Genomic DNA, 21694 nt, shown 5'->3' on the forward strand with positions numbered 1-21694 from the left:
GGTAAACTCGTTCAGCTAAAGCTGAACATCGGGGCCACTCCCACTTGTAGAAGTGGGAGTCTCACGCTTAGATAAATCATTAAATTTATCTAAGCCAAAAGATTATGTCCATATAAGCCCCAGACTTAGTATATAATGGTATTAAGTTAAATTCAGGTCGGTTGAGAAAGGTAGGGATGCTATTGGGCTATGTATCAGCCAAAAAACCAACTGCTCCGTCCGGAGGTTGGTCCGACCTTTGGAAACAGGAAGATTATTGGGCAATGTGGTTGGGTCTTACAATTGTAGTATTAGCCATTGCGTTTTGGAGTCTAGGAAATAACTTTCTAAACCGGATTGTCCTTAAAGTACCAAACTATAGTGATTATAGAACTGCTGTTGCTTACATCAGCAGTCATAAAAGTGCTCTTTTTACCCTCTACTTATTTTTTCTTGGTTTATTTTCAATTGCCGTTAAGGCGCTCACTGGAGAAGTTAAACGCTTTATAGTAGGATTCAGCTTTCTTTTTTTGTTGAGTGTTCTTGTTTCGGTTTGGGGTTCTTGGGATGTGATGAAGCGCTATAACTTTGAAACTCCCCTTCTCGCCCTCGTCGTAGGCCTTATCATAAGTAATTTTCTAAAGATACCTTATTGGTTAAGTACGGCACTCCAAACTCAGTTTTATGTAAAAATCGGGATTGTTTTAATGGGAGCTTCCCTGCCGTTTATTTTAATTCTTCAAGCCGGTTCCACCGCTTTTGCTCAGGCAACAATCATTGCTGTTGCTACCTTCCTCACCATATACTGGACCGGGACACGACTTTTCTCCCTAGATAAACGCTTCGCTGCAACGCTGGCAGCAGGAGGCTCTATCTGTGGCGTTTCTGCTTCTATTGCCATGGGAGGGACTGTTAAAGCTGAAAAGCAACATGTATCAATGGCCATTTCTTTGGTAATTCTTTGCTCCATCATCATGATTTTCATTCTTCCCCTGGCCATTAAAGCCCTGAATATTTTGCCCGGTCCGGCTGGAGCTTTGATCGGAACCGCTGAATTTGCTGATGCTCCCGGCATGGCAGCAGCGGCAGCCATTAATGAACAAGCCATCAAAACCTTCACACTCATGAAAGTCGTGGGCCGTGATATGTTTATTGGGATCTGGTGTTTTATTATGGCTCTTACGTCGATCACAAGATGGGATAAACGGTATCGTAACACAAACCCAAACGCTCTTGATATTTGGATTCGCTTCCCAAAATTCGTTTTAGGATTCATTATTGCCTCGATCATCATAACCTTTTTAGCAGCGTCTTCTGATGTAATGACTGCCAAAACGCTTGATGAAACTATCATTAGTCCGATTATCGAATTACGAAATTGGACATTTATCTTTACCTTTCTCTCCATCGGTTTGTCCAGCCGCCTGAAGGAACTTGCTTCCGTTGGTTGGAAACCGTTTGCAGCGTTCACTGCCGGCGTATTGGTAAATATTCCTCTAGGCTATTTGTTGTCGGTGATAATCATGGGAAATTATTGGACAACTATTAAATAATAATTAGTGTGCGATAATGTGAATAATAGTTAAAAAAGATACTTGATGCTAAACCATCGACTGAAACTCTCTGCAGATACTTGTCTGCGAGGGTTTTTTTTATCCAATCGTAAGACTCCCACTTCAAGTGGGAATAATTCCTTCGTCACCGAAGTCCCGATGTTCAGCTTTAGCTGAACGAGTTCACTGCTACTATAAGACATTTTGACAGGACATTTTGGCACAAGTGACAAATTGTCACGATTCCAGCAAATCAAAAGCTACCATACTAAAGCTCTAAGATGCCTATCTAAGCGAATCTTTCTCAAGAAGAAACTTGGCATAATTATTGCTTATATGATTATATCGAAATCAAACTAATAGATTTCATGTATCCAGTAATCGTTTTAAACCATTTCAGAGAACAGTCCTCATTATTCTTTATGAAATAAAGCTTTGAACGGTGGGAAAGTATTAACAGTTGCTGGATACAAAAAATGCAAAGGGAGTGATTTTTAAAATTTCACAAAATCTTACTCAATGATAATTAAAAGATCATACCAAAAAGCAAAAGGAGTGAAGAACCAATGAGTACTAATATGAAGACCCAAACAAGGCCATCAGGCGGATTGGGGGATTTATTTAAGAAAGAGGATTATTGGGCAGTATGGTTAGGCCTCGGTATCGTCGTCGTTGCTCTTTTATTATGGACTTCCGGCAACACCTTTATTAAATCCATCGCTGTAAATTTCCCGGGAAACTGGACTGATTTTAGTAAAATAGCTGCCTTCCTTTCAGCCAATCTCATGAATCTTTTCCTGTTATGGTTGGTATTTACCGTGATTTTCACCGTTGCCATTAAAACCCTAGGACATAAAGTTGGGGAATTTATCCTCGGTTTTACAATTATCTTTATTGCCAGTATCGTCATCTATATTCTCGGAGCAAGCAAATTTTCTAATCACTATAATCTGGAGGCTCCCCTTTGGGCTTTGGTCATCGGAATGATTATAGCTAATCTGTTTAAACTGCCAGAATGGTTTAATACCTCATTAAGAACGGAATTCTATGTCAAGACAGGAATTGTTCTCTTAGGAGCAACTCTTCCTTTTACAATGATTGTGCAAGCCGGACCTGCCGCCTTTCTGCAAGCAACGGTTATCGCTGTGTCTACTTATTTAACGATTTATTTTGTGGGAACACGCGTTTTGAAACTCGATCACCGTTTTGCGGCTACCTTAGCCGCCGGCGGATCAATCTGTGGTGTTTCGGCTTCTATTGCCATCGGCAGTGCAGTCAAATCTGAAAAGCAGCATGTTTCTGTTGCTATTTCCTTGGTTGTTGTCTGGGCTATCGTTATGGTTATTGGCTTGCCTTTTGTCATTAAAGCCTTTGGAATTCCTGATGGCCCCGGCGGAGCATGGATTGGAACCTCCGAATTTGCTGATGCCGCCGGAATGGCTGCAGCTGCGGCCATTAGTGAACAAGCTATCAGAACCTTTACGCTTATGAAGGTCGTAGGCCGTGATATGTGGATTGGAATCTGGTGCTTCATTATGGCTTTGATTTCCGTAACAAAATGGGAAAAAGACGAAAGTGGTGCCAAACCCCAAGCCGGTGAAATCTGGTACCGTTTCCCCAAATTTGTTATTGGTTTCTTCATAGCGTCTATACTATTAACAATTATTGTTGCAACATCCAACCCTCATGCAGCCGCCTCTGTAACGGCAGATGTTATAAACCCCATAAAAGTATTGCGAAGTTGGGCCTTCATTTTCACCTTCCTCTGCATCGGTTTAACAACTCGTTTTCGCGATTTAACATCCGTAGGCTGGAAGCCTTTTGCAGCCTTCACAGCCGGCGTTTGTGTCAACGTTCCTTTAGGATTCATCTTCTCTACCATCATTCTTGGTGGTTTCTGGCAATTAGTTAAGTAATTGCACTTGTACTAGAGGAAATTGTTCAACCGAAGGTTATAGTTCTGATAGGGCCAAAAAACCTTCGCAAAGGTTCTTTTGGCCCTATACCTATGTTCGGAAAAACGTTAAAATGAACAGAGGACAAGTTTGTTTGCAGGTTCAGTGTAACGATATAGATTGATTGGGGAATAGGAGTCAGACCAATGAATATTAACAACGAGACCTGTGTACAACGAGTAATTATCCAATTCTATCATCAAAATTTTCCCAAACTAAAGAACAAAGAAAACAAGCTTATAACCGAAGTGACACTGGGGAAAGACATCGGGCCGGAAGATATCAGATTATGGAAGAACTATTTGACGGAACGCTTAGAACGAATTGCCCAGATGATGGAAGTACTCCTGGAAGCTCATGAAGATTGGGCCATCACCGGAAGGAAAGGCTTTGTCCAAATGGAAACCCAATCCTTTGAGGTTAATAAAGTCATTAATGTTTTGAGCAGCCATGGCTTCCACAAAGATGAGTACATCATTAAGTTGGAGTATACCCGCAAATGGGGAGTCCTTTAAGCCTTGTTCTGAAAATCAATTATGTCTTACCTATAATGCGAATAATTGTTCTTACCTGCTGAAACGGCTATGGGTGTTGACTGGAAAAGGTCTGCATCCTTTTTTAATGACTTGTTCTTTTTTTCTTAAAACTCATGGTAGGGAGACAAAACTATCCGGACTCGTGCTACACTAGAAGCAGATAGTCATTGTGGGAATTAAGACAGTGGATGGGGGCCAAAGGATGAAAAACAGCTCAATTCCTTGGTGGATGCGGATCAAAGTTCATTTTTTGTTATTTGGTGTTACCATGTCCATTCTCCCACTATTCTTTCTCGGGTATTTAGGTTTTACGTCCGTAAGTCAAAATCTTGAAAAAGATATTTACGCGCAAAATTTCGAACAGGTGACAGTCCTGGCACATGAAATAAAAGATACTTTTACAAATCTCGAAAACAGTCTTATCCTTACCAAGACGACAAGCGCCTGCGCCCTCGTCGGAAACGATAAAACATCGCGTCAAATCATTTTAGAAACTCTTTTGCAAAAGGAACCCTTGATCGAAGAAATAAAGGTTACCGACGCAAATGCTAAAATCATTGATCAAATTTCTTTTCACGAAGAAATAACACAGCCTTCTCCTGCGCTTAAACTTGAGAACCCCATTTCCCCGGAAATGTTTTCAGGAATCAGTAAAGTGTTTTTCGCTAGTGACAAGCGCCCGAAAATCTATTTAACCGTAACCGTTCAGGATCCTGCAACAAAGCGAAAAATCGGCTATCTCCAAGCCAAAATTGACGTTACAACCATTATCAACAACTACCACAATCTCCAATTAGGTAACAGCGAATACATATTTTTAGTTGATCAAACCGGAAATTTAATTGGAACGACAGATTCCGCAGGCATGCCGCATCCTGAAAAAATCCGCGAAAATCCTGCTGTCCAAAGCTTTATAGAGGGAAAAACCTATTCTCAGGGAAGCGAATATAAAAATCTCAGCGGTGTTCCTGTTGTTGGAGCCTATGCCTCCGTGGGGATACCAAATTGGGCAGTGGTTATTGAACAACCCACTCAAGAAGCTAATAAACCAATTTATGATTTTGCCTTACGTCTCATCATGATCGCCATCCTGATCATGGCTTTAGTCATGATTTTAAGTATTGCCTTTGGCTTACAGGTCGTTCATCCCATTGAAAACCTTGAAGCCCAAGTCCAGCAAATCATTTCAACCGGAAACTTAGAGTCTCATATTCCAATAGAAAGTTGGGATGAAATCGGAAGATTGGTTAAATCCTTTAACCAGTTGTTAAACTCTCTTGATGAGAAAAACGAAAACTTAAAAAATGAGAAAGAGCTTTTGACTACCGTTGTCGACGGAATTGGCGCCGGGATGGTTCTCTTGAACCCGGAGAAAAAGATTATATGGTGGAATACGAAGTTTGCTGAATGGTTCGGAGAACATTTAGCAAACCTCCCCTGTGACCAAGTTGTTAACAGTCAAAGTATACAGGACGTCCAACCGGAAAACGGCCGTACTCTTTCTGTGTTTGTGCACGAAGAACGCCGGCATTTTCGTCAAATGTATTACAATTTATTACCGGATAATCCGGAGAATGCAGCTTACTTATTATTACTTGAAGACGTTACTCAGGAAGTGGAAATGGAAGCCCGCATGATTGAAACCGATAAAATGGCCGCCATTGGGTTATTGGCCTCAGGGGTAGCTCATGAGATTAACAATCCTCTGGCAATTGTCGCTGCCCATTGTGAAGACTTGCTGGACCGTATGAATGAAGATGACCAGGAACCAACTTATGAGGAAATTAAAACCGGCTTCAACATCGTCTTGGAGCAAATCGTTCGCTGCAAACAGATTACAGATCGTTTGCTTGGGTTTGCCCGTAAACGCAATGAAAATGCCAATGACCTCATTGATATAGCCGCCGCCAGCCTTCAGTCATTGGAACTCATAGCCCATAAAGCGAAGCAAAAGCAACTGAAAATCAAACTCCAAATAGAAAATAGCCTTTACTCCCTAGGCAATGCAAATGAATGGCAGCAAGTTGTCCTCAATCTGCTTACCAATGCCTTGGATGCTTCTTCTGAAGGCGGAATAATCGAGGTTAAAGGCTGCCGCGCAGGGGAAACTATCAATTTCATAGTACAGGATTATGGCGAAGGAATCTCTCAGAGCAATCTGAAGAAAGCCTTTGACCCCTTCTTTACAACGAAATCCGTTGGCCAAGGAACGGGGTTAGGGTTATATGTCAGCTACGGAATTGTTCTGAAAATGCAAGGCAAAATGTCATTAGAAAGTACAGAAGGTCAAGGAACATGTGTGAGAATAACCTTGCCCTTCCATAAGGCGGGTGATTAAAACTGATGAAATTCCGGCAAAAAGTACTGATCTTAGACGATGAGGAAGCATTGCGAAGGATAATAGCTCAGCGCTTAAAGCGTAAAGGCTACGAAATATTGGAAGCCGGCACCGCTCAAGAAGGCATAGCATTTCTCAAGGATACTCTGCTTGATGCTGTCCTTCTGGATATCAAGCTGCCGGATGGCGATGGGCTTACCCTTTTACCGACCTTTAAACAAATCCAACCTGATCTTCAGGTCGTTATGTTAACCGGGAATGGTACGATTGAATCGGCCATCGAGGCGATGAAGCTGGGAGCATATGATTACCTGACCAAACCTTGTAACTTGTCTGAACTTGAAATTACGCTGCAAAAAGCTCTTGAAAAGCGAGAGCTATTGCGTGAAAATAAAGGACTGAGACAAGCTGTAAACCGTCAAACTCCGGAGCTGAAAATAATCGCCGAAAGCGCACCCATGACGGCGCTTCTTGAAATGACCGAAAAAGTTGCTCAAGCCGATGCCTCCGTCCTCATTCAGGGAGAAAGCGGGGTAGGCAAGGAGTTAATCGCTAAAACCATCCATCTCTGCAGCTCACGAATCAACATGTCTTTCATTCCGGTAAACTCAGGGGCCATTCCAGAACCTTTAATTGAGAGTGAACTTTTCGGACATGAAAAAGGGGCTTTTACCGGTGCAGGAACTCAGAAAATTGGTTTAGTTGAAATGGCCGATAAAGGAACCCTCTTTCTCGATGAAATCGGGGAAATGCCTTTATCCATTCAGATTAAATTATTGAGGTTCTTAGAAAGCGGTGAGTTCCGGCGGGTTGGTGATACTCGTCTGCGGCGGGTAAACGTCAGGATTGTTGCGGCAACCAATCGAGACCTTCGTCAAGAAGTCAGTCAAGGGAGGTTTCGCGAAGATTTATTTTACCGTCTAAACGGTTTAACCTTAATTGTTCCTCCTTTGCGTGAACGCCGAGACGATATTCTTCCTCTGGCAAACTATTTTCTTGAGAACCAAAGCCAAAAATCCCGCCAACCTGCTTACAGCTTGTTACCTGAAACCAAGGAACAGCTTCTCAATTATAGTTTTCCCGGTAATGTTCGTGAACTCTTCCATCTCATTGAACGCGGACGAATTTTAGCCACCGACGGAAAGATAGCCTCTAAAGACATTTGGGGGGACTCAGAACAAATTGTGCAAAATTCTTCTTCCTTAGATTCAGACGAAGAATTTTTCAATCTTTTCCGTAATAATCATTATCCAACTTTAGAAGAAGTTGAAAAACACTACATCGCTGCGGCTCTCAAGAGGGCTAAAGGCAATAAAACTCAAACAGCCGGCTTATTAGGCATCAGTGTTCGGAATCTGTATCGAAAGTTACAGAGTTATGAAAGTGAGCCATCTAACCATTAACTTTAATTGCAGCCGCTTGAGAGATAGATCGACAGTTAGTGTCATGTGGGCACTTTCACCGAAAGCGCCTAGCCCATAACAAATACTATCGCGCCGAATGATGGGCCTTACCCCCACCGAAGCAAGGTATGGGAACCACTCCCACTTGTAGAAGTGGGAGTCTTACAATTAGATTAATATTTGGGACTAAAACAAACTTTGCCTTAATACGGCTTAGATACTAAGGAGGATTTATCAACAGATGGATAAACAAAAAAGAGTCGCGGCAATTCATGATATCTCTTGTGTCGGCAGGTGTTCACTAACGGTAGCTCTGCCAATTCTTTCAGCAGCCGGGTTTGATACCGGCGTCTTGCCAACAGCGATCTTATCCACCCATACCGGAGGTTTCGAAGGTTTTACCTATAGAGATTTAACAAATGATATTGAGCCTATTTCTAAACATTGGCAGTCACTCAATCTAAAATTTGACGCTTTATACAGCGGATTTTTAGGGTCTTTTGAGCAAATTGATTTGGTGGCAGGCCTCTTTGACAAATTTAGAAGCAACGAAACTCTCGTCATGGTCGATCCGGTTATGGCGGACAATGGAATTTTATATTCCATTTACTCTCCGGAAATGGCCAAGGGAATGAGTAAATTATGTGCTAAAGCAGATATTATCGTGCCGAATCTAACGGAGGCCGCTTTTCTTTTAGAAGAGGAGTACATCGGGGAAAATTACTCTCAGGAGTATATTGAAGCTCTATTAAAAAGGCTCTCAGCTCTGGGAGCGAAAAAGGTTGTCCTAACGGGTATTTCCTTTGAAAAGAACAAATTAGGAGCCGCCTCCTTTGATAGTGATACAGGGAAAATCAACTATGCCTTCAATGAAAAAGTTGACGGCTACTTCCACGGCACAGGTGATATTTTCAGCAGTGCCTTATTATCGGGGCTGTTAAATGATTTTCCCCTTGAAGATGCCTTGCAAATTGCCGTGAACTATACTCTTAAGTGTATACGCTTGACGGAAAATTTAGGGCTGGAGAAACGTTACGGCGTTTGCTTTGAAAGAGCCATCCCCTATCTTATCCAACAATTGGGACTGCACGCAGACTAATCTCTTCTCTTATTCTCATGACAAAACCATTCAGCGCCCTCGTCCACAATGACGAAGGCGCTTTCTATCTTGCAATGTTAAATATTTGTTTTAAATGTTTCCTTCAAACGCATCCAACAAACATTCACATTCTAATTTTCGTCCTATTGCTTGTTCTTTCAGTTTCCCTCTTAACTCACTAGCCCTCTTTTCCCATGCTGTAATTTCCTGCTTTGAGAAAAATTCTATATAAGCCATTAGAATTAGTGAACACTAAAAAAGAGCTCTCCATGCAGTGGAGAGCTTCTTTGATCAGTTTACATTCGGTAGAAACGTCCTTGACCTTTATCACTTTATTTCCTTACTAACTTAAGGAATTCTCTCATAAAACCAGGAAGATCAGGCCAAGCGTGACCGGAAACGATATTGTTGTCAACATGAAGTGTTTCTTTAGTATACGTTGCACCTAAACTCTCCACATCAAGGCTGCAAGCCGTGTAAGCCGTCATGGTACGCCCTTGGAAATACTTTTTATCGTTTAAAGCACTCAGTACAAGAGCTGCGTGACAGATTACCCCTACTGGCTTGCCAGCCTCCAAGAAATGCCCAACAATGCGGGGAATATTCTCATCAAGTCGAATATACTCCGGAGCGCGGCCGCCGGGAATAATCAAACCATCATATTGGGTTGGAACAACATCAACAAAAGAAATATGAGATTCCAGCTGATATCCAGGTTTCTCAGTATAGGTTTCCCAGCCCTCAAAATCATGGACAACGGTACGCAGCACTTTCTTGTTTGGTGAAGCAATAACAGCTCCAAATCCTTCTTCTAAAACGCGAAAATAGGGATAGTAAACTTCGAGAGCTTCTACCGCATCACCGGCAATGATTAGAATTTTTTTAGACATCTAAAATCCTCCTTCAGTAAGATATATTATACATTTCCATTATATAACATAAGGACTGAACCTAGGACAAAACATAAGCGAATTTATCCAATCGTAAGACCTGTTGCAAAATGCATAAACGCCCCTCATTAAATAAAACCCCGCATAAATAGTGGTTTAAATCCTCCACTGATATGCAAGGTTTTATTTATAAAAACGGATATATATTCATTATGCAACGTCCTTACCATACCTTGTTTCACATTATTCTAGAGAATCTTATATCTTGACACCAGTTCAAAACAGTGTATTATTGTATTAAGCGCTTAATACAATAATACACGAGGTGATCACATGCCATGGGATTTGAAATCTGACAGACCCATTTATACCCAGCTTGTCGAACAAATCAAGCTGATGGTGTTTTCCGGAACTTATCCGCCAGGGTCAAAACTGCCTTCAGTACGGGATATGGCACAAGAAGCTGCGGTAAATCCCAATACCATGCAAAGAGCTCTGGCAAAATTAGAGGAAGACGGCCTCATAATAACCCACCGCACCAGCGGTCGGTCGATAACGGAGGATGCGAGTATGATTGAACTTGCTAAAACTAAGCTAGCTCGGGATCAAATCTTTGAGTTTTTAGAAAAAATGCGGCTAATGGGCTTTGATCAAAAAGAGATTTTAACAATTATCACCACTATGGCAAAGGAGCTGAAGTAATGAGCACCATTTTTGAATGCAGCGGCCTGACAAAGAAATTCGGCAGCAAAACCGCCTTATCTGGCGTTGATCTAAAAATTGAACGTGGGCAAATAGTAGGACTTCTTGGCCCCAACGGCAGCGGAAAAAGTACTCTCATTAAGCTTGCCAACGAGCTCTTGACTCCCACTTCCGGAAAGATCCTCATTGGCGGCCAACAACCTGGCATTGAAACCAAGAAGATTGTGTCATACCTACCGGAAAGAACTTATCTAAATGATTGGATGCGCGTTCAGCAAATCATTGAATTTTTCTCTGATTTCTATGATAATTTTAAACCCGAAAAGGCTTATGATATGCTTAAACGTCTGAATATCAGCCCTAATGATCGGCTGAAAACCATGTCTAAAGGAACGAAGGAGAAAGTACAGCTGATTCTTGTTATGAGCAGAGAAGCAGAGCTTTACTTTTTAGATGAACCCATAGGCGGGGTCGACCCGGCGGCAAGGGATTATATTCTGGAAACAATTCTAAGTAATTATAATGAAAATGCCACGGTGATTATCTCCTCCCACCTTATATCGGATATTGAAAAAATATTAGACTATGTCATCTTTCTCAATCAAGGCAAAGTTGTTTTGACCTCCACAGTCGACGATATCCGCGATGCTAAAGGAAAATCTGTAGATCTCTTGTTCAGGGAGGTATTCAAATGCTAATCAAACTTTTAAAATACGAAGTTAAGGCAACAGGAAGACTATTCCTTCCTATATTTCTTTCTCTGCTGGTCTTAGCCGCCATTAATAAAATTCTTTCTGCTTTTAACCATCCAACATGGACCACTCCTGCAGTTATAACCATGATCATTTATAGTATTATTATGGCTGGAATGTTTGTAATGACCTTTACCGTCATGATTCAACGTTTCCATAAGAACCTGTTAACCGATGAAGGTTATTTGATGTATACGCTTCCCGTAAAGTCCTGGCAGCATATTATCAGTAAACTTCTGGTATCTCTGATGTGGATCATTGCCAGCGCCCTCACAGCTATGCTTTCAACTGAAATAATCGCTTACAAACCAGGAACTCTCGGCAAAATCCTGCAGGCTTTAGCCACGATTCATAACCAAATAATCGGAAACTTTGGACTTTCAGCCTACCTTTTGCTCCTTGAGATGATCTTAGGTGGTCTAATAACCTTAGCTTCGGGTATTTTAATTGTTTACGCTTCCATAGCTATCGGACATCTGTTCACTCGCCATAAAATACTGTCATCTTTCGGAGCCTTTATTGGTCTCACTACACTAAGTCAAATCTATCTCGTACTTGTCTTTCAGATTACGAGAATAGCCCATTTCGCTAATTTTTCGCTCTATAATATTACTTCCAATGAGTTCGTCCGCTCTGAACTAATCTTTGCTAGTGGATTCATTCTGATCGCAATTCCTTGTGCAGCCTACTTTGCGGTAACTAACTATATTTTGAGCAGACGACTAAATCTGGAATAGATATTCAAATGATGCAAAACCCTCCCGCAGCTTTTTTTCGGCGGCGGGAGGGTTTTCTTTACCATTGAGCTATTAAACTTCTGACCCCTTCGTGAGTTGTTTCACCATTTTTTCCAGATCAATTCCGGATACATTCTTTAACATCTCCGGAGCGGTTGCCATAAGTGAAGTGACATAATTGCTGACCCTGGCAGCGCCTTCGCCGTGGCCTGTATCAACAACTGTCAGTTTGTCAATGGCTTTCAGCGGTTCGGCAACCTTGCCGGCCAATTCAGGCAGCATTTTAACGATAATGTCAAGTACAGCAGCCTGGCCGAATTTTTCGAAGGCTTCGGCCAATTTCTCCTTAGCCTCTGCTTCAGCTAACCCTTTGAGCCTCACAACTTCAGCTTCAGCAGTTCCTTTAGCCTTTTCGGCTTCAGCAATTGCCAGACCTTCAAGACGTTTCTGTTCAGCATTTGCTTTAGCTTCAGCCTCAATTTTATACTTAAGAGCATCAGCCTCCCTCATCATTTTAGCCTTTTCAGCTTCGGCGGTCTGTTCTACCGCATATCTGTCAGCATCGGCTTTTTTCTTAACTTCTGCATCATATTGTTTTTCACGGCGCAGGATTTCTTTCTCTTCAATTTCGATTTCTTTTTCTTTCTTGACAAGAGTAACTTTCATTTGTTCTTCCGTCACCAACTGTTGAGAGCGAGCTTCCTGAATATGATAGGCCTGATCAGCCTCAGCCATCGCCGTATCTTGGTCTTTCTTAAAGGAGGCTACTTTTAGTTCCTTTTCCTTGGTTGCTTCAGCAATATTGGTATCTCTAAGCAACTCAGCTTTCTGTCCTTCTTCATGGGCTTTCGCTTTCTGAATACGGGCATCGCGAAGGGCTTCTGCCTCAGCAACCTCTGCATCCCGTTTCACAGCGGCAATTCTCGGTTTACCTAAGGCTTCCAAATAACCGTTTTTATCCCTAATATCTTTAATGGTGAAGGATACGATCTGCAGTCCCATTTTCTTGAGATCCTTAGCAGCAACTCCCTGAACTTCCTGGGCAAATTTATCCCGGTTGCGATAAACTTCCTCGACAGTCATAGTCCCCAAAATCGCTCTCAGATGTCCCTCCAGGACTTCCTGAGCTTCCTGCTGCAAGGCTTCCGTGGGTTTACCCATGAATTGTTCCGCAGCCGTAGCCACATCTTCTACGGCACCGCCAATTTTAATAATCGCTACTCCATCAGCCATAACCGGAACGCCTTGTTCTGTATAAACTTCCGGTGTCGTTACCTCAAGCTTGTGAGATAGTAAGGAAATATACTCAGCCTGCTGAAAAATAGGCAGAATAAACGCTCCGCCGCCACGAACAATTTTAATTTTCCGCCCTGACTCGTCGGTATGGACATTTTTGCTGCCCAAATAAGAACCGGTGACAATCATCGCCTCATCAGGTCCCACGGTTTTATAACGAGCCCAAAATGCCAAACCAAGAACAACAATAACACCCAACACAATTATAGGAATAACCAGAATTCCCAAGCCAAAATTCCCCAGCATAACTTCCGGCATAAAACTCCCCCCTTTTCTATTCGTAACGGAATACATAAAGTATGCCGTCAATTTCTTTACCAACCACAACCCGGGTTCCGGACGGTATTTCTACCGAATCGAGATTACCGGCTATTTGGTTGGTATTACCCGCTCCGGCTTTAAGGACAACCTCTCCATAGCCTTCGACAGGGATTGGTACCGTGACCTCAGCGATTTTACCGACAAGGTCTTTCATCGAAAACCCTGTGGAATTTTCACTATTCTTCATAGGCTTTATATAGGAGAAATAAACCCCGATTGAAACTAAACTTGAAATCACTAACGAAACAATAGCGGCTGATACGGGCTCCAGATGTGTATATTGATTTAACATAATCCCGGAGCCTCCAAAGACAGTGATTCCCCCAACCAAAACCATGGGCTGCAGCACGTCAAGATGATCCATGGAGAGGGAGTGAAAAAAGCCGCCTAAAAAGTCTCCTAGAATATCCCCAACAATTAAGGTAACCAACGCAAACAACACACCACCACTGAAACAAATCCAATAAACCTCAAGCATTCTATCTCCCCCTCCAATGACTAAACCACTATTGAGGTCCTATTCCGTTTTTGCTAATTCCTCCTTTAATTTAGCTAATTCCTTTTCAATGTCATTTTCTTCACTGCCCAAATCTTCTAATTCCTGATCAAGGCTTTTATCCGTCCTGCCTAATTCTCCTGACGCCTTAGCTTCGGCTTCCATACGCAAAACCTTATCCACCATTCTGTCAAAATTCCAGCGGGCACTGCTTGACCCAAACCCGCTTTTTACTTCGTTGATTTCTTTTTGAGCCTTGGCGGATTGAAGCCTGGCCACTAAATCATCCCGTTTAAAACGCAATTTTTCGTACTCGGTTTTCATTTCTTGCAGCTGGGACCTTAATTTTCCCGCCGCTTCGTTACATACTTCATACTGCCTGTGGTAGTCCTCGGCCTTGGACCTATGAAGTTTCTTGTCTTCAAGAGCCTTACGGGCCAGATCCTCGCGATTCCTTTTTAAAGCTTCAAGGGCCTGATAGTCACGTTTCTCGGCCATGGCGAGACTATCACTCAGCTGGGCTCTGAATTTCCAGGCAACAGCCAGCTGCCTTGCTACAGCAGCCTCGGCATCTGCTATATCCTCTTCCATATCCCGCAAGTATTGATCCAGCATTTTTTCAGGGTCCTCTGCTTTATCCAGCAGGGAATTTAAATTGGCTCTGATATTATCACTGACTCTCTTAAATAAACCCATAAAACCTCCTCCTTAAACGTTAATGGATAACGGTATTTATGTACCTCCTTTCCAACAACACCAAGGTTTATTTGATACGGATCATATCATATGGTTGATATATCTACAAATGGTAGTTTTTATTACTACGTTTATTTTCGCTTTAAATTCCATCTCTTTCCTAAAGTTTTCAACGTCTCTCACAATATAGCTTTTAATACCACGTGTAATTATTCACCTGCATTGAATGCTAGAAATCAATACTATATAATAAAGATGAGGTGAATAACTATGCAGCAATTCAATGAAGATGTGCTCAAACAACTTATTGATGAACTCTCTTTAAACCAGGACATCAAGATTACAGAGATTCCTGATATCGATCTCTACATGGAACAGCTGACCTCTTTTATGGACAGTAGTCTGAAAAGCCAAAAGCGAGATGATCAGGACAAAATCCTTACTAAGACAATGATCAACAATTATACGAAAGCAGGGCTACTGATGCCTCCCATCAAAAAGAAATACAATAAGCGTCATATAATCCTCTTGAACCTAATCTATTATCTGAAAAATATACTATCCATTAACGACATAAAACGTTTGTTTGAACCCGTTCTTAACAATATAGCCACACCTGAAGATGATCTGATTTCCCTCGAAGATATTTATTCGACGTTTCTCGATGTGAAAAACATTGAATTATCTTCTTTTCATGAGCACTTAATTGAAAAATCAACAATGATTAAAGAAGAAACCAGTATGATAGATAAGGATGGTAAAGATACCGCCGAATTGTTCCTAATTGTAATCATGTTGATCGCCCAAGCAAATGCCCAAAAAAGACTTGCCGAAAAAATAATAGATACTTATTTTCATAAACCGGAAAACCCCGCTTAAATACGCCTTCCACTTCTCGCCCCTCAATTCTGCCAGGCATTATAAACTCCATCACCTCTCTATGCAGGAAAAGAATTTTTATTACAGATAAGTAATTCACTCAGATAATGCAGTTCACTTACAAAAATTATCAGTGTTTTAGGAACATATGTTCTGCTTAAGTTTAAAAAAATAATAACCCTTTCGAGTTATAAAAGCGATCATTTCCTTTTGTATGGAAAACGATCGCTTTTTTTAATCACGCGCATAAGCGTTCCTTCAAGAAAAAACTCACCGTAGTCGAACTGAACATATTCGATTGCGACCTTGATCTTTAGCCTGATACAGTTTCTGGTCTGCTGCTTTGACTAGATTCATGTGATCTTCTCCATATGAAGGCATAGTCGTGGCTAAACCCAGGCTAATGGTAATGTAGGAAACGATTGCAGACTGTTCATGGACAATCTTCATCTTTTCTATCCGCCTCCTCATCCGATCGGCAATTTTCAGGGCATCATCATAACTCGTATTGGATAGGATCGCAGCAAATTCCTCTCCGCCAAATCTCCCCATAAAATCAGAGGATCGCTTTAAGATACTCTCTAAAACCTTGGCAACTTTCCTTAGACACTTATCGCCTTGCAAATGACCATAACTGTCATTGTAGCGTTTAAAATTATCAATATCCACAATGATCAGCGAAAGGTCTTTTCCTTCTCGCAGGCAGCGGTTCCATTCTTTTTTTAAAGTATTTTCAAAGGAACGCCTATTGGAAATTCCCGTAACCTCATCAATCGTCGAAAGAAGTTTTAATCGTTGGTTCGCTGTCTTTAACTGCTCCTGAAATTTTAACATCTTCTGATTGGCTAGAGTAAGAAGGCGGGCATTTTCCTTAATCTCCTCGTTCCTTCTTTTTAATTCAATATTTTTGAGCCGAAATATTTCAGCTTCATTTTTCATCTGTTCTATGCGAAATTCCGTTGCAGCAAGTTTTAATTTTTCTTCAAGTTTTTCATTTCTTATCTTTTTCTCTAGGAGACTAAACCTTTTATAATGGTGCAAAGCCATGGCAAAATTGCCCTTATCTTCATAGTAAGCAGATAAGGATAAATGAATTTTAGAAAGCTCATTTTCAGCCGATATTTTCTCCCCAATGGACAGTGCTTCTTGAAGACACGCTAACCCCCTATCTTGTTGGTTTTGCTTAATCAACAATTCGCCGATCCTAACTAATACATTAATCCGATAGTACATATTGCCGTACTTTTTGAGAACACGCAAACTATTTAGGTAATATTGTAAAGCGACCTGCTCCTTTTGTAGCTTTTCATAAGCTTCCCCTAAACAATTCAATACTTCACCGATCTTAATTTTATCGCCAATTTTCCTGCAATAGTTAAGACTCTCCCTATAAATATTCAGGGTCTTAATATTCTGGTTTAAGTAGCTATAAATATAGCCCATATTTATTAAAATACCAGCCATATTTCTGAGGTTATTTAAATCTTTGCTCATAACAAAGGCATTCTCGTAATATATTAAAGCCTCTCTATATTGTTCCAGTTGTCGGTGAATTTCACCGATATTATTTAAGATAGAAGCTTCAGCTGCTTTATCAGCCATACCCCTCGCTAATCCCAATGATTCATTATAATATTCCAGAGAAAGTTCATAGGCACCGAAATAGAAATAATTGGTACCCAACAAATTAAGAGCCCTCATCTTCCCCTGAAGGTGTCCCAAATGTTCAAAGAGTTGGACTGCAACCAGCATGTTTTTGATACATTTAGTATTATTCGAAAGTCCTTTATGGGCGTAACCTGTCACTAAGAGGCTAAATGCCCTCTCCTCTTGACAGCCACACTTCTGGGCTAAATGATAGGCACATTTACACAGTCTAAGTGCTTTTAGAGGTTTTTGAAAAACAATCTCATAGGAACGAGCATTCAAACACTTTATCCATTTGATAAGCTCAATATAATTATTTTTTTTGGTTTCTGTCACCTTATACAGCATAATACCTCACGCGATTAGCCTTGGGGCTTTATTTCGGAGTTTAAATTACTCGATCCTTAGATCTCACAGCAGCTTTATCTCCTGATAACTAACATTTCTACATTATTTCTCCATTACCTCCCATGATAGGAAGAATTAATTCCTGATTTTTACTAAGTTTATTGTTTTTCTATGTTAAATCGTTGATCATTTCGTATTAATAACACTAAAAATGTCGAGGTGCGCCAGCATCTCGACATTATAATTCCCTTTTCTATTTAGAATTTTTAAACCTGCCAAATTTAATTTTAATTCCTTGAGCGCAAAATTTCTCTTCATATTCGGTCATAACGTTGACCTGGAAATCGCTCTGATGTAAATCGTAGGTCTTATAAAGTTCTTTAAACCCCGCGGCTGCAAAATATTCAAGACTATCCGTGAAAAGAAATTCGCTATCAGTTTTAAACCAGATTTCCGATCCGCTTTTTAAAAATGTTCGATATAATCCTAAAAAATTGGGATGAGTTAATCTTCGTTTATGATGTCGTTTATTAGGCCAAGGATTACAAAAATTAATATAGAGTTTCTCAATTTCATCTTGAGCAAAGATGTCTCCAAGATTCTGAGCATTTATGGAGATCACTTTAAGATTATCTAAGCAGCTTTCATTGGCTTTTCTCAGAACATAAACTAAAAGCTCATCATAAACATCAATAGCAAGGTAATTTATATGCGAATTCATCTTAGCTAGTTCATTGATAAAACGTCCCCGCCCGCAGCCTAATTCCAGATGAATCGGACGGTCATTGCCAAAAAGTCCTTTCCATGTTCCTTTGTAACGTATAGGATCGAAGACAGCCTTATCATCTTTTTCTAATTCAGGCCTTGCCCACCACTTTCTTCTAAGCCGCATTAACTTTTCTCCTCAATAAATATAGATCAAACTTCAATCGTCTCTTTTAGGTGGGATAAAGGTTAAACAGATCTGTTCCAAGATCGTCTCCGGAGAATAACTTCGCACTTCTCGCTGAAATAAATAGGCATCTCTACTTAAGGCCATTAAAAGCATATCAGCTCTAAAAGCGCTCTCAGGATGAATCGGCTCGCTTTTATTTATCTCATCAAAAAGCTCAACCAATAGCTGATGCAATTCGTCATAAATTGGACTCCGCGTTCGTGGCTTGCTCGATGATGAATCTTCGACTCCTGTAAGCAATTGCGCTTTCTTTTCTCTGAAACGGATAAATAAATTAAGAATCCCTTTCAAACGCTGGCTTGGCGGCTTAGAACGATTCTGTTCCAGGTAAGTTTCCATATCCTCGAAGAGCAGAACAACGTTATCTTTAATCAAATCAAGACACAATTCGCTTTTATTTCTATATCGGCGATAAAGGGTTCCTGATCCAATCTGTGCTTCCGCAGCGATTTGATTCATACTGACATGTTCAACCCCATGCTGTTCAAAGAGCCTGATAGCCACATTCAAGATACGTTGTCGATTCTCGGCGGCATCACGCCGTTCAGAACGAACGTTGCTTGCCTCTGCATCTTTAACCATATCATCACCTCCGAAAATAACTTCAAAAACCGTCTTGACAAGCGGAGACTGCTCCACTTAATATAAGAGGAGGGTTCTCCACTTAATAGTAACATACTAAAAAGGAGTGTACAACATGCCAGATCGTTCCAATAAGCCTGCCTTGTTAATCATGGATGTGCAAAACGGCATTGTCTCACGTTTTGCTGAAAAAGAAAAACCACTGCATCCCTTCGTAAAAGCTGCGGAAGCCGCTCGTCAACACAATATCCCAGTAATTTTCGTACGGGTCGCCTTTCGCGATGGTTATCCTGAAGTAAGTCCCCTTAATAAGGCCTTCTCAGCAATTTCCGGATACGGCGGAATGACGGTTGCCGACACGGCAACACAAATTCATGAATCTCTCAATCATCAACCTAATGAACCCGTCGTCACAAAACTTCGCGTTAGTGCCTTTGCCGGAAGCGATCTTGAAGTTATACTTCGGTCACGCCAAATTGACACACTGATTCTTAGTGGTATTTCCACAAGCGGAGTTGTTCTATCAACCTTGCGTCAAGCGGCCGATATGGATTTTGCCCTGACTGTTCTCTCCGACGCCTGCCTCGATCCTGATCCGGATGTTCAACGCGTTCTAATGGAGAAGGTGTTCCCTCGTCAAGCCGAAGTAGTGACGGTTGACGCTTGGATCAATACAATAAGTTAAAGTAATTATGCTTCCTCAAGTCCATGTTCATAGATATTACGGATCATGACCTCGATTTCCGGGTCTTGGATTGTTAAATCCTTGATTTCCCAGGACTCGGAAATCCGGCTAATCAATTGGGAGGCACTCATCACATCACGGTTAAATTGCAGCCATTTTCGATTGCCTTCAGCTTTGATCACTTCGGCCCCCTCGATGAAAAACTCAGGTGTTTGCTCTTCCAGATCAATGATTAAAACCCGCTCCTTACCGAACCGCTCTTTGATCTTGGCAATTTCTCCATCATACATCACTTGACCGTGATCAATTAAAATCATCCTCTGGCAGAGTTTTTCAATATCAGACATATCATGAGTCGTAAGAATTACCGTAACCCCTCTCTCCCGGTTAATTTCCCGGATAAAGCTGCGCATCCGTTCTTTTGCCACCACGTCTAAGCCAATAGTCGGTTCATCGAGGAAGAGGATTAGCGGATCATGGAGAAGAGAAGCTGCAATATCTGCCCGCATTCGTTGGCCCAAAGACAATTGCCGAACGGGAGTTTGCAGGAATTCCTCAAGGCCTAAGATATCGGAAAATCGAACCATATTCTTCCGATACTGTTCATCGGGAATTTGAAACACCTGCTTTAGGAGTTCAAAGGATTCAATGGCCGGCAAATCCCACCACAATTGTGTCCGCTGTCCGAAGACTACCCCAATTTGCCGCGCATTTTTTTGACGTTCTTTAAAGGGAATTATCCCGTTAACTCGGATATCGCCGGAGGCCGGCACAAGAATCCCCGTCAGCATCTTAATCGTAGTAGATTTTCCAGCGCCGTTGGGACCGATATAGCCGACAATTTCCCCTGAGTTGATTGCGAAGGAGACATCCTGTACAGCTAATTTCGTTGTATATTCTCTATAAAAGAGACTCCTCAGCGCTCCCCTGACTCCTGCTTGTCGTTTAGCAATTTGAAACTCTTTCGAGAGATGGTTAACTTCAATTAAACTCATGAAATAGATAATCCTCCCTAGCTTAGATCCAAACCTTAGGAACCAGCGCTCTTATACCGATTTAAACCCAACATCCAAAATTGAAAACAGAGCCAAAAGAAAATAATTCCTACCAGAATACTGAAGAGGCCCAAGTAAGCCGGATAACTGTCACTTGTTTTCCCTAACAAAATAAGGGAGGGCAGGTAATTAACAAAGGCAAAGGGCAAAACAAAAGTCACCAATAATTGGACGACCTTCGGGTAAATGGAGAGAGGATAGTTCATAAGGCTTTTAGCCGGCCACATAACTACCCAATAAACTTGTTCCGAGCGCGTGGTCCAAAAGGCTAAGGCCGAAATTGCAATAATAAGCCCCCCTTGGATAAGCGTTCCTCCAACTACAGCCCCGAAGAAAACAAGCCATTGCCCCATATACCAGTGAAGATTAAGCTTGTTGTAAGCCAGAGCGACGGCAGCAATACTAAAAAGAAATTGTCCAAAGGCACCCACATCAAACTTCATGGACATATAGTGGAAAAAGGGGTGGATGGGCCGCACCAAGAAACGATCAAACGTTCCCTGAACAATAAATTGATCCAAGGTTCGAAAATGGAAAAAGAAAACGACACAAACTCCCCAGGATAGAACCGAAAGGGCAAAGAGAAAGAGGACTTCCCAAAAGCCCCAACCCCCGATAGCTCCAAAAGAATAAAGCAAGACCCACATGGTAATCGCTGTTCCGGCATAAGTCATAGCCCAACCTAAAATATTCATGACGAAGGCATAGCGATATTGCAATTGGGTCCGAATACTAACCCCAATCATATAAAAGTACATTCTCATTCCTCTAAGCCAAGACTTAAGCACAA

Annotated in this window: 20 protein-coding genes; 11 read left to right on the plus strand and 9 right to left on the minus strand. The window is 41.4% G+C overall.

The features are described from left to right. Positions 1 to 182: 182 nt before the first annotated feature. The 6 genes from B5Y67_RS20475 to B5Y67_RS20500 all read left to right on the plus strand — a co-directional run bounded on the left by B5Y67_RS20475 (position 183) and on the right by B5Y67_RS20500 (position 8863). The gene (locus B5Y67_RS20475; RefSeq protein ID WP_088228427.1) at positions 183 to 1532 is read left to right on the plus strand and encodes a putative sulfate exporter family transporter; all 1350 of its coding nucleotides are present in this window, start codon (positions 183 to 185) and stop codon (positions 1530 to 1532) included. Positions 1533 to 2098: 566 nt separating this feature from the next. After that, positions 2099 to 3448 carry a putative sulfate exporter family transporter gene (locus tag B5Y67_RS20480; protein ID WP_088228240.1) on the plus strand — a complete coding sequence of 450 codons (1350 nt, stop codon included), beginning with the start codon at positions 2099 to 2101 and terminating at the stop codon, positions 3446 to 3448. A gap of 185 nt (positions 3449 to 3633) precedes the next feature. After that, entirely contained in the window at positions 3634 to 4002 is a 369-nt protein-coding gene (locus B5Y67_RS20485; protein ID WP_088228241.1) for a hypothetical protein, read from the plus strand. A gap of 223 nt (positions 4003 to 4225) precedes the next feature. Next, positions 4226 to 6361 (plus strand): ATP-binding protein, encoded by a 2136-nt coding sequence (locus tag B5Y67_RS20490; protein ID WP_088228242.1) that lies wholly within the window; start codon positions 4226 to 4228, stop codon positions 6359 to 6361. 5 nt (positions 6362 to 6366) lie between these two features. Beyond that, a complete protein-coding gene (locus B5Y67_RS20495; RefSeq protein WP_088228243.1) occupies positions 6367 to 7764 on the plus strand; it encodes a sigma-54 dependent transcriptional regulator in 1398 nt (465 codons plus the stop codon). Between the two features lie 241 nt (positions 7765 to 8005). Then, the gene (locus B5Y67_RS20500; RefSeq protein ID WP_088228244.1) at positions 8006 to 8863 is read left to right on the plus strand and encodes a pyridoxamine kinase; all 858 of its coding nucleotides are present in this window, start codon (positions 8006 to 8008) and stop codon (positions 8861 to 8863) included. Between the two features lie 332 nt (positions 8864 to 9195). Here B5Y67_RS20500 and B5Y67_RS20505 read toward each other — a convergent pair whose 3' ends face one another. Continuing rightward, on the minus strand, positions 9196 to 9753 hold the full coding sequence (locus B5Y67_RS20505) for a DJ-1/PfpI family protein (protein WP_088228245.1): 558 nt from the start codon (positions 9751 to 9753) through the stop codon (positions 9196 to 9198). 333 nt (positions 9754 to 10086) lie between these two features. Between B5Y67_RS20505 and B5Y67_RS20510 the strand changes: the two genes are divergently transcribed. Genes B5Y67_RS20510 through B5Y67_RS20520 form a run of 3 tightly spaced genes read left to right on the plus strand, consistent with a single transcriptional unit; the run spans position 10087 to position 11944 of the window. Further along, positions 10087 to 10455 carry a GntR family transcriptional regulator gene (locus tag B5Y67_RS20510; RefSeq protein ID WP_088228246.1) on the plus strand — a complete coding sequence of 123 codons (369 nt, stop codon included), beginning with the start codon at positions 10087 to 10089 and terminating at the stop codon, positions 10453 to 10455. After that, complete coding sequence (locus B5Y67_RS20515) at positions 10455 to 11153, plus strand: ABC transporter ATP-binding protein (RefSeq protein ID WP_088228247.1); 699 nt, start codon at positions 10455 to 10457, stop codon at positions 11151 to 11153. Before B5Y67_RS20510 ends, B5Y67_RS20515 begins: the two co-directional genes overlap by 1 nt. Further along, positions 11147 to 11944: a hypothetical protein gene (locus B5Y67_RS20520; RefSeq protein WP_088228248.1), complete on the plus strand. Its 798-nt coding sequence runs from the start codon at positions 11147 to 11149 to the stop codon at positions 11942 to 11944. Before B5Y67_RS20515 ends, B5Y67_RS20520 begins: the two co-directional genes overlap by 7 nt. A gap of 72 nt (positions 11945 to 12016) precedes the next feature. Here B5Y67_RS20520 and B5Y67_RS20525 read toward each other — a convergent pair whose 3' ends face one another. The 3 genes from B5Y67_RS20525 to B5Y67_RS20535 are packed head-to-tail and all read right to left on the minus strand — an operon-like array spanning position 12017 to position 14753. Then, a complete protein-coding gene (locus tag B5Y67_RS20525) occupies positions 12017 to 13498 on the minus strand; it encodes a flotillin family protein (protein ID WP_348982311.1) in 1482 nt (493 codons plus the stop codon). A gap of 16 nt (positions 13499 to 13514) precedes the next feature. Beyond that, the gene (locus tag B5Y67_RS20530) at positions 13515 to 14039 is read right to left on the minus strand and encodes a protease (protein ID WP_088228249.1); all 525 of its coding nucleotides are present in this window, start codon (positions 14037 to 14039) and stop codon (positions 13515 to 13517) included. A gap of 39 nt (positions 14040 to 14078) precedes the next feature. Further along, the gene (locus B5Y67_RS20535) at positions 14079 to 14753 is read right to left on the minus strand and encodes a PspA/IM30 family protein (protein WP_088228250.1); all 675 of its coding nucleotides are present in this window, start codon (positions 14751 to 14753) and stop codon (positions 14079 to 14081) included. A 270-nt stretch (positions 14754 to 15023) separates the two neighbouring features. On the opposite strand from B5Y67_RS20535, the gene B5Y67_RS20540 reads away from it, so the two are divergent. Continuing rightward, positions 15024 to 15632 (plus strand): DUF1836 domain-containing protein, encoded by a 609-nt coding sequence (locus B5Y67_RS20540; protein ID WP_088228251.1) that lies wholly within the window; start codon positions 15024 to 15026, stop codon positions 15630 to 15632. Positions 15633 to 15902: 270 nt separating this feature from the next. On the opposite strand, the gene B5Y67_RS20545 is transcribed toward B5Y67_RS20540, so the two are convergent. From B5Y67_RS20545 to B5Y67_RS20555, 3 genes are all read right to left on the minus strand, one after another. Beyond that, positions 15903 to 17627, minus strand: a complete 1725-nt coding sequence (locus B5Y67_RS20545; RefSeq protein ID WP_170932758.1) for a diguanylate cyclase — start codon at positions 17625 to 17627, stop codon at positions 15903 to 15905. A gap of 253 nt (positions 17628 to 17880) precedes the next feature. Next, positions 17881 to 18519 carry a tRNA (guanosine(46)-N7)-methyltransferase TrmB gene (gene trmB, locus B5Y67_RS20550; protein ID WP_088228252.1) on the minus strand — a complete coding sequence of 213 codons (639 nt, stop codon included), beginning with the start codon at positions 18517 to 18519 and terminating at the stop codon, positions 17881 to 17883. Between the two features lie 33 nt (positions 18520 to 18552). Continuing rightward, positions 18553 to 19164, minus strand: coding sequence for a TetR/AcrR family transcriptional regulator (locus B5Y67_RS20555; protein WP_088228430.1), 612 nt, complete (start codon positions 19162 to 19164; stop codon positions 18553 to 18555). A 115-nt stretch (positions 19165 to 19279) separates the two neighbouring features. On the opposite strand from B5Y67_RS20555, the gene B5Y67_RS20560 reads away from it, so the two are divergent. Next, on the plus strand, positions 19280 to 19849 hold the full coding sequence (locus B5Y67_RS20560) for an isochorismatase family cysteine hydrolase (protein WP_088228253.1): 570 nt from the start codon (positions 19280 to 19282) through the stop codon (positions 19847 to 19849). A 5-nt stretch (positions 19850 to 19854) separates the two neighbouring features. Here the strand turns inward: B5Y67_RS20560 and B5Y67_RS20565 are convergent, their stop codons facing one another. Both B5Y67_RS20565 and B5Y67_RS20570 read right to left on the minus strand, forming a co-directional pair. After that, complete coding sequence (locus tag B5Y67_RS20565) at positions 19855 to 20844, minus strand: ATP-binding cassette domain-containing protein (RefSeq protein WP_088228254.1); 990 nt, start codon at positions 20842 to 20844, stop codon at positions 19855 to 19857. A 35-nt stretch (positions 20845 to 20879) separates the two neighbouring features. Then, on the minus strand, positions 20880 to 21692 hold the full coding sequence (locus B5Y67_RS20570) for an ABC-2 family transporter protein (RefSeq protein WP_088228255.1): 813 nt from the start codon (positions 21690 to 21692) through the stop codon (positions 20880 to 20882). Positions 21693 to 21694: the final 2 nt, after the last annotated feature.

The organism is Desulfosporosinus sp. FKB (assembly GCF_002196705.1).
GTDB lineage: Bacteria > Bacillota > Desulfitobacteriia > Desulfitobacteriales > Desulfitobacteriaceae > Desulfosporosinus.

Excerpts from the sequence above, each read along its gene's own strand:
- B5Y67_RS20480 (WP_088228240.1), top strand. The coding sequence starts at position 2,099 with ATGAGTACTAATATGAAGACCCAAACAAGGCCATCAGGCGGATTGGGG.
- B5Y67_RS20485 (WP_088228241.1), top strand. The coding sequence starts at position 3,634 with ATGAATATTAACAACGAGACCTGTGTACAACGAGTAATTATCCAATTC.
- B5Y67_RS20490 (WP_088228242.1), top strand. The coding sequence starts at position 4,226 with ATGAAAAACAGCTCAATTCCTTGGTGGATGCGGATCAAAGTTCATTTT.
- B5Y67_RS20495 (WP_088228243.1), top strand. The coding sequence starts at position 6,367 with ATGAAATTCCGGCAAAAAGTACTGATCTTAGACGATGAGGAAGCATTG.
- B5Y67_RS20500 (WP_088228244.1), top strand. The coding sequence starts at position 8,006 with ATGGATAAACAAAAAAGAGTCGCGGCAATTCATGATATCTCTTGTGTC.
- B5Y67_RS20505 (WP_088228245.1), bottom strand. The coding sequence starts at position 9,753 with ATGTCTAAAAAAATTCTAATCATTGCCGGTGATGCGGTAGAAGCTCTC.
- B5Y67_RS20510 (WP_088228246.1), top strand. The coding sequence starts at position 10,087 with ATGCCATGGGATTTGAAATCTGACAGACCCATTTATACCCAGCTTGTC.
- B5Y67_RS20515 (WP_088228247.1), top strand. The coding sequence starts at position 10,455 with ATGAGCACCATTTTTGAATGCAGCGGCCTGACAAAGAAATTCGGCAGC.
- B5Y67_RS20520 (WP_088228248.1), top strand. The coding sequence starts at position 11,147 with ATGCTAATCAAACTTTTAAAATACGAAGTTAAGGCAACAGGAAGACTA.
- B5Y67_RS20525 (WP_348982311.1), bottom strand. The coding sequence starts at position 13,498 with ATGCCGGAAGTTATGCTGGGGAATTTTGGCTTGGGAATTCTGGTTATT.
- B5Y67_RS20530 (WP_088228249.1), bottom strand. The coding sequence starts at position 14,039 with ATGCTTGAGGTTTATTGGATTTGTTTCAGTGGTGGTGTGTTGTTTGCG.
- B5Y67_RS20535 (WP_088228250.1), bottom strand. The coding sequence starts at position 14,753 with ATGGGTTTATTTAAGAGAGTCAGTGATAATATCAGAGCCAATTTAAAT.
- B5Y67_RS20540 (WP_088228251.1), top strand. The coding sequence starts at position 15,024 with ATGCAGCAATTCAATGAAGATGTGCTCAAACAACTTATTGATGAACTC.
- B5Y67_RS20545 (WP_170932758.1), bottom strand. The coding sequence starts at position 17,627 with ATGCTGTATAAGGTGACAGAAACCAAAAAAAATAATTATATTGAGCTT.
- trmB (WP_088228252.1), bottom strand. The coding sequence starts at position 18,519 with ATGCGGCTTAGAAGAAAGTGGTGGGCAAGGCCTGAATTAGAAAAAGAT.
- B5Y67_RS20555 (WP_088228430.1), bottom strand. The coding sequence starts at position 19,164 with ATGGTTAAAGATGCAGAGGCAAGCAACGTTCGTTCTGAACGGCGTGAT.
- B5Y67_RS20560 (WP_088228253.1), top strand. The coding sequence starts at position 19,280 with ATGCCAGATCGTTCCAATAAGCCTGCCTTGTTAATCATGGATGTGCAA.
- B5Y67_RS20565 (WP_088228254.1), bottom strand. The coding sequence starts at position 20,844 with ATGAGTTTAATTGAAGTTAACCATCTCTCGAAAGAGTTTCAAATTGCT.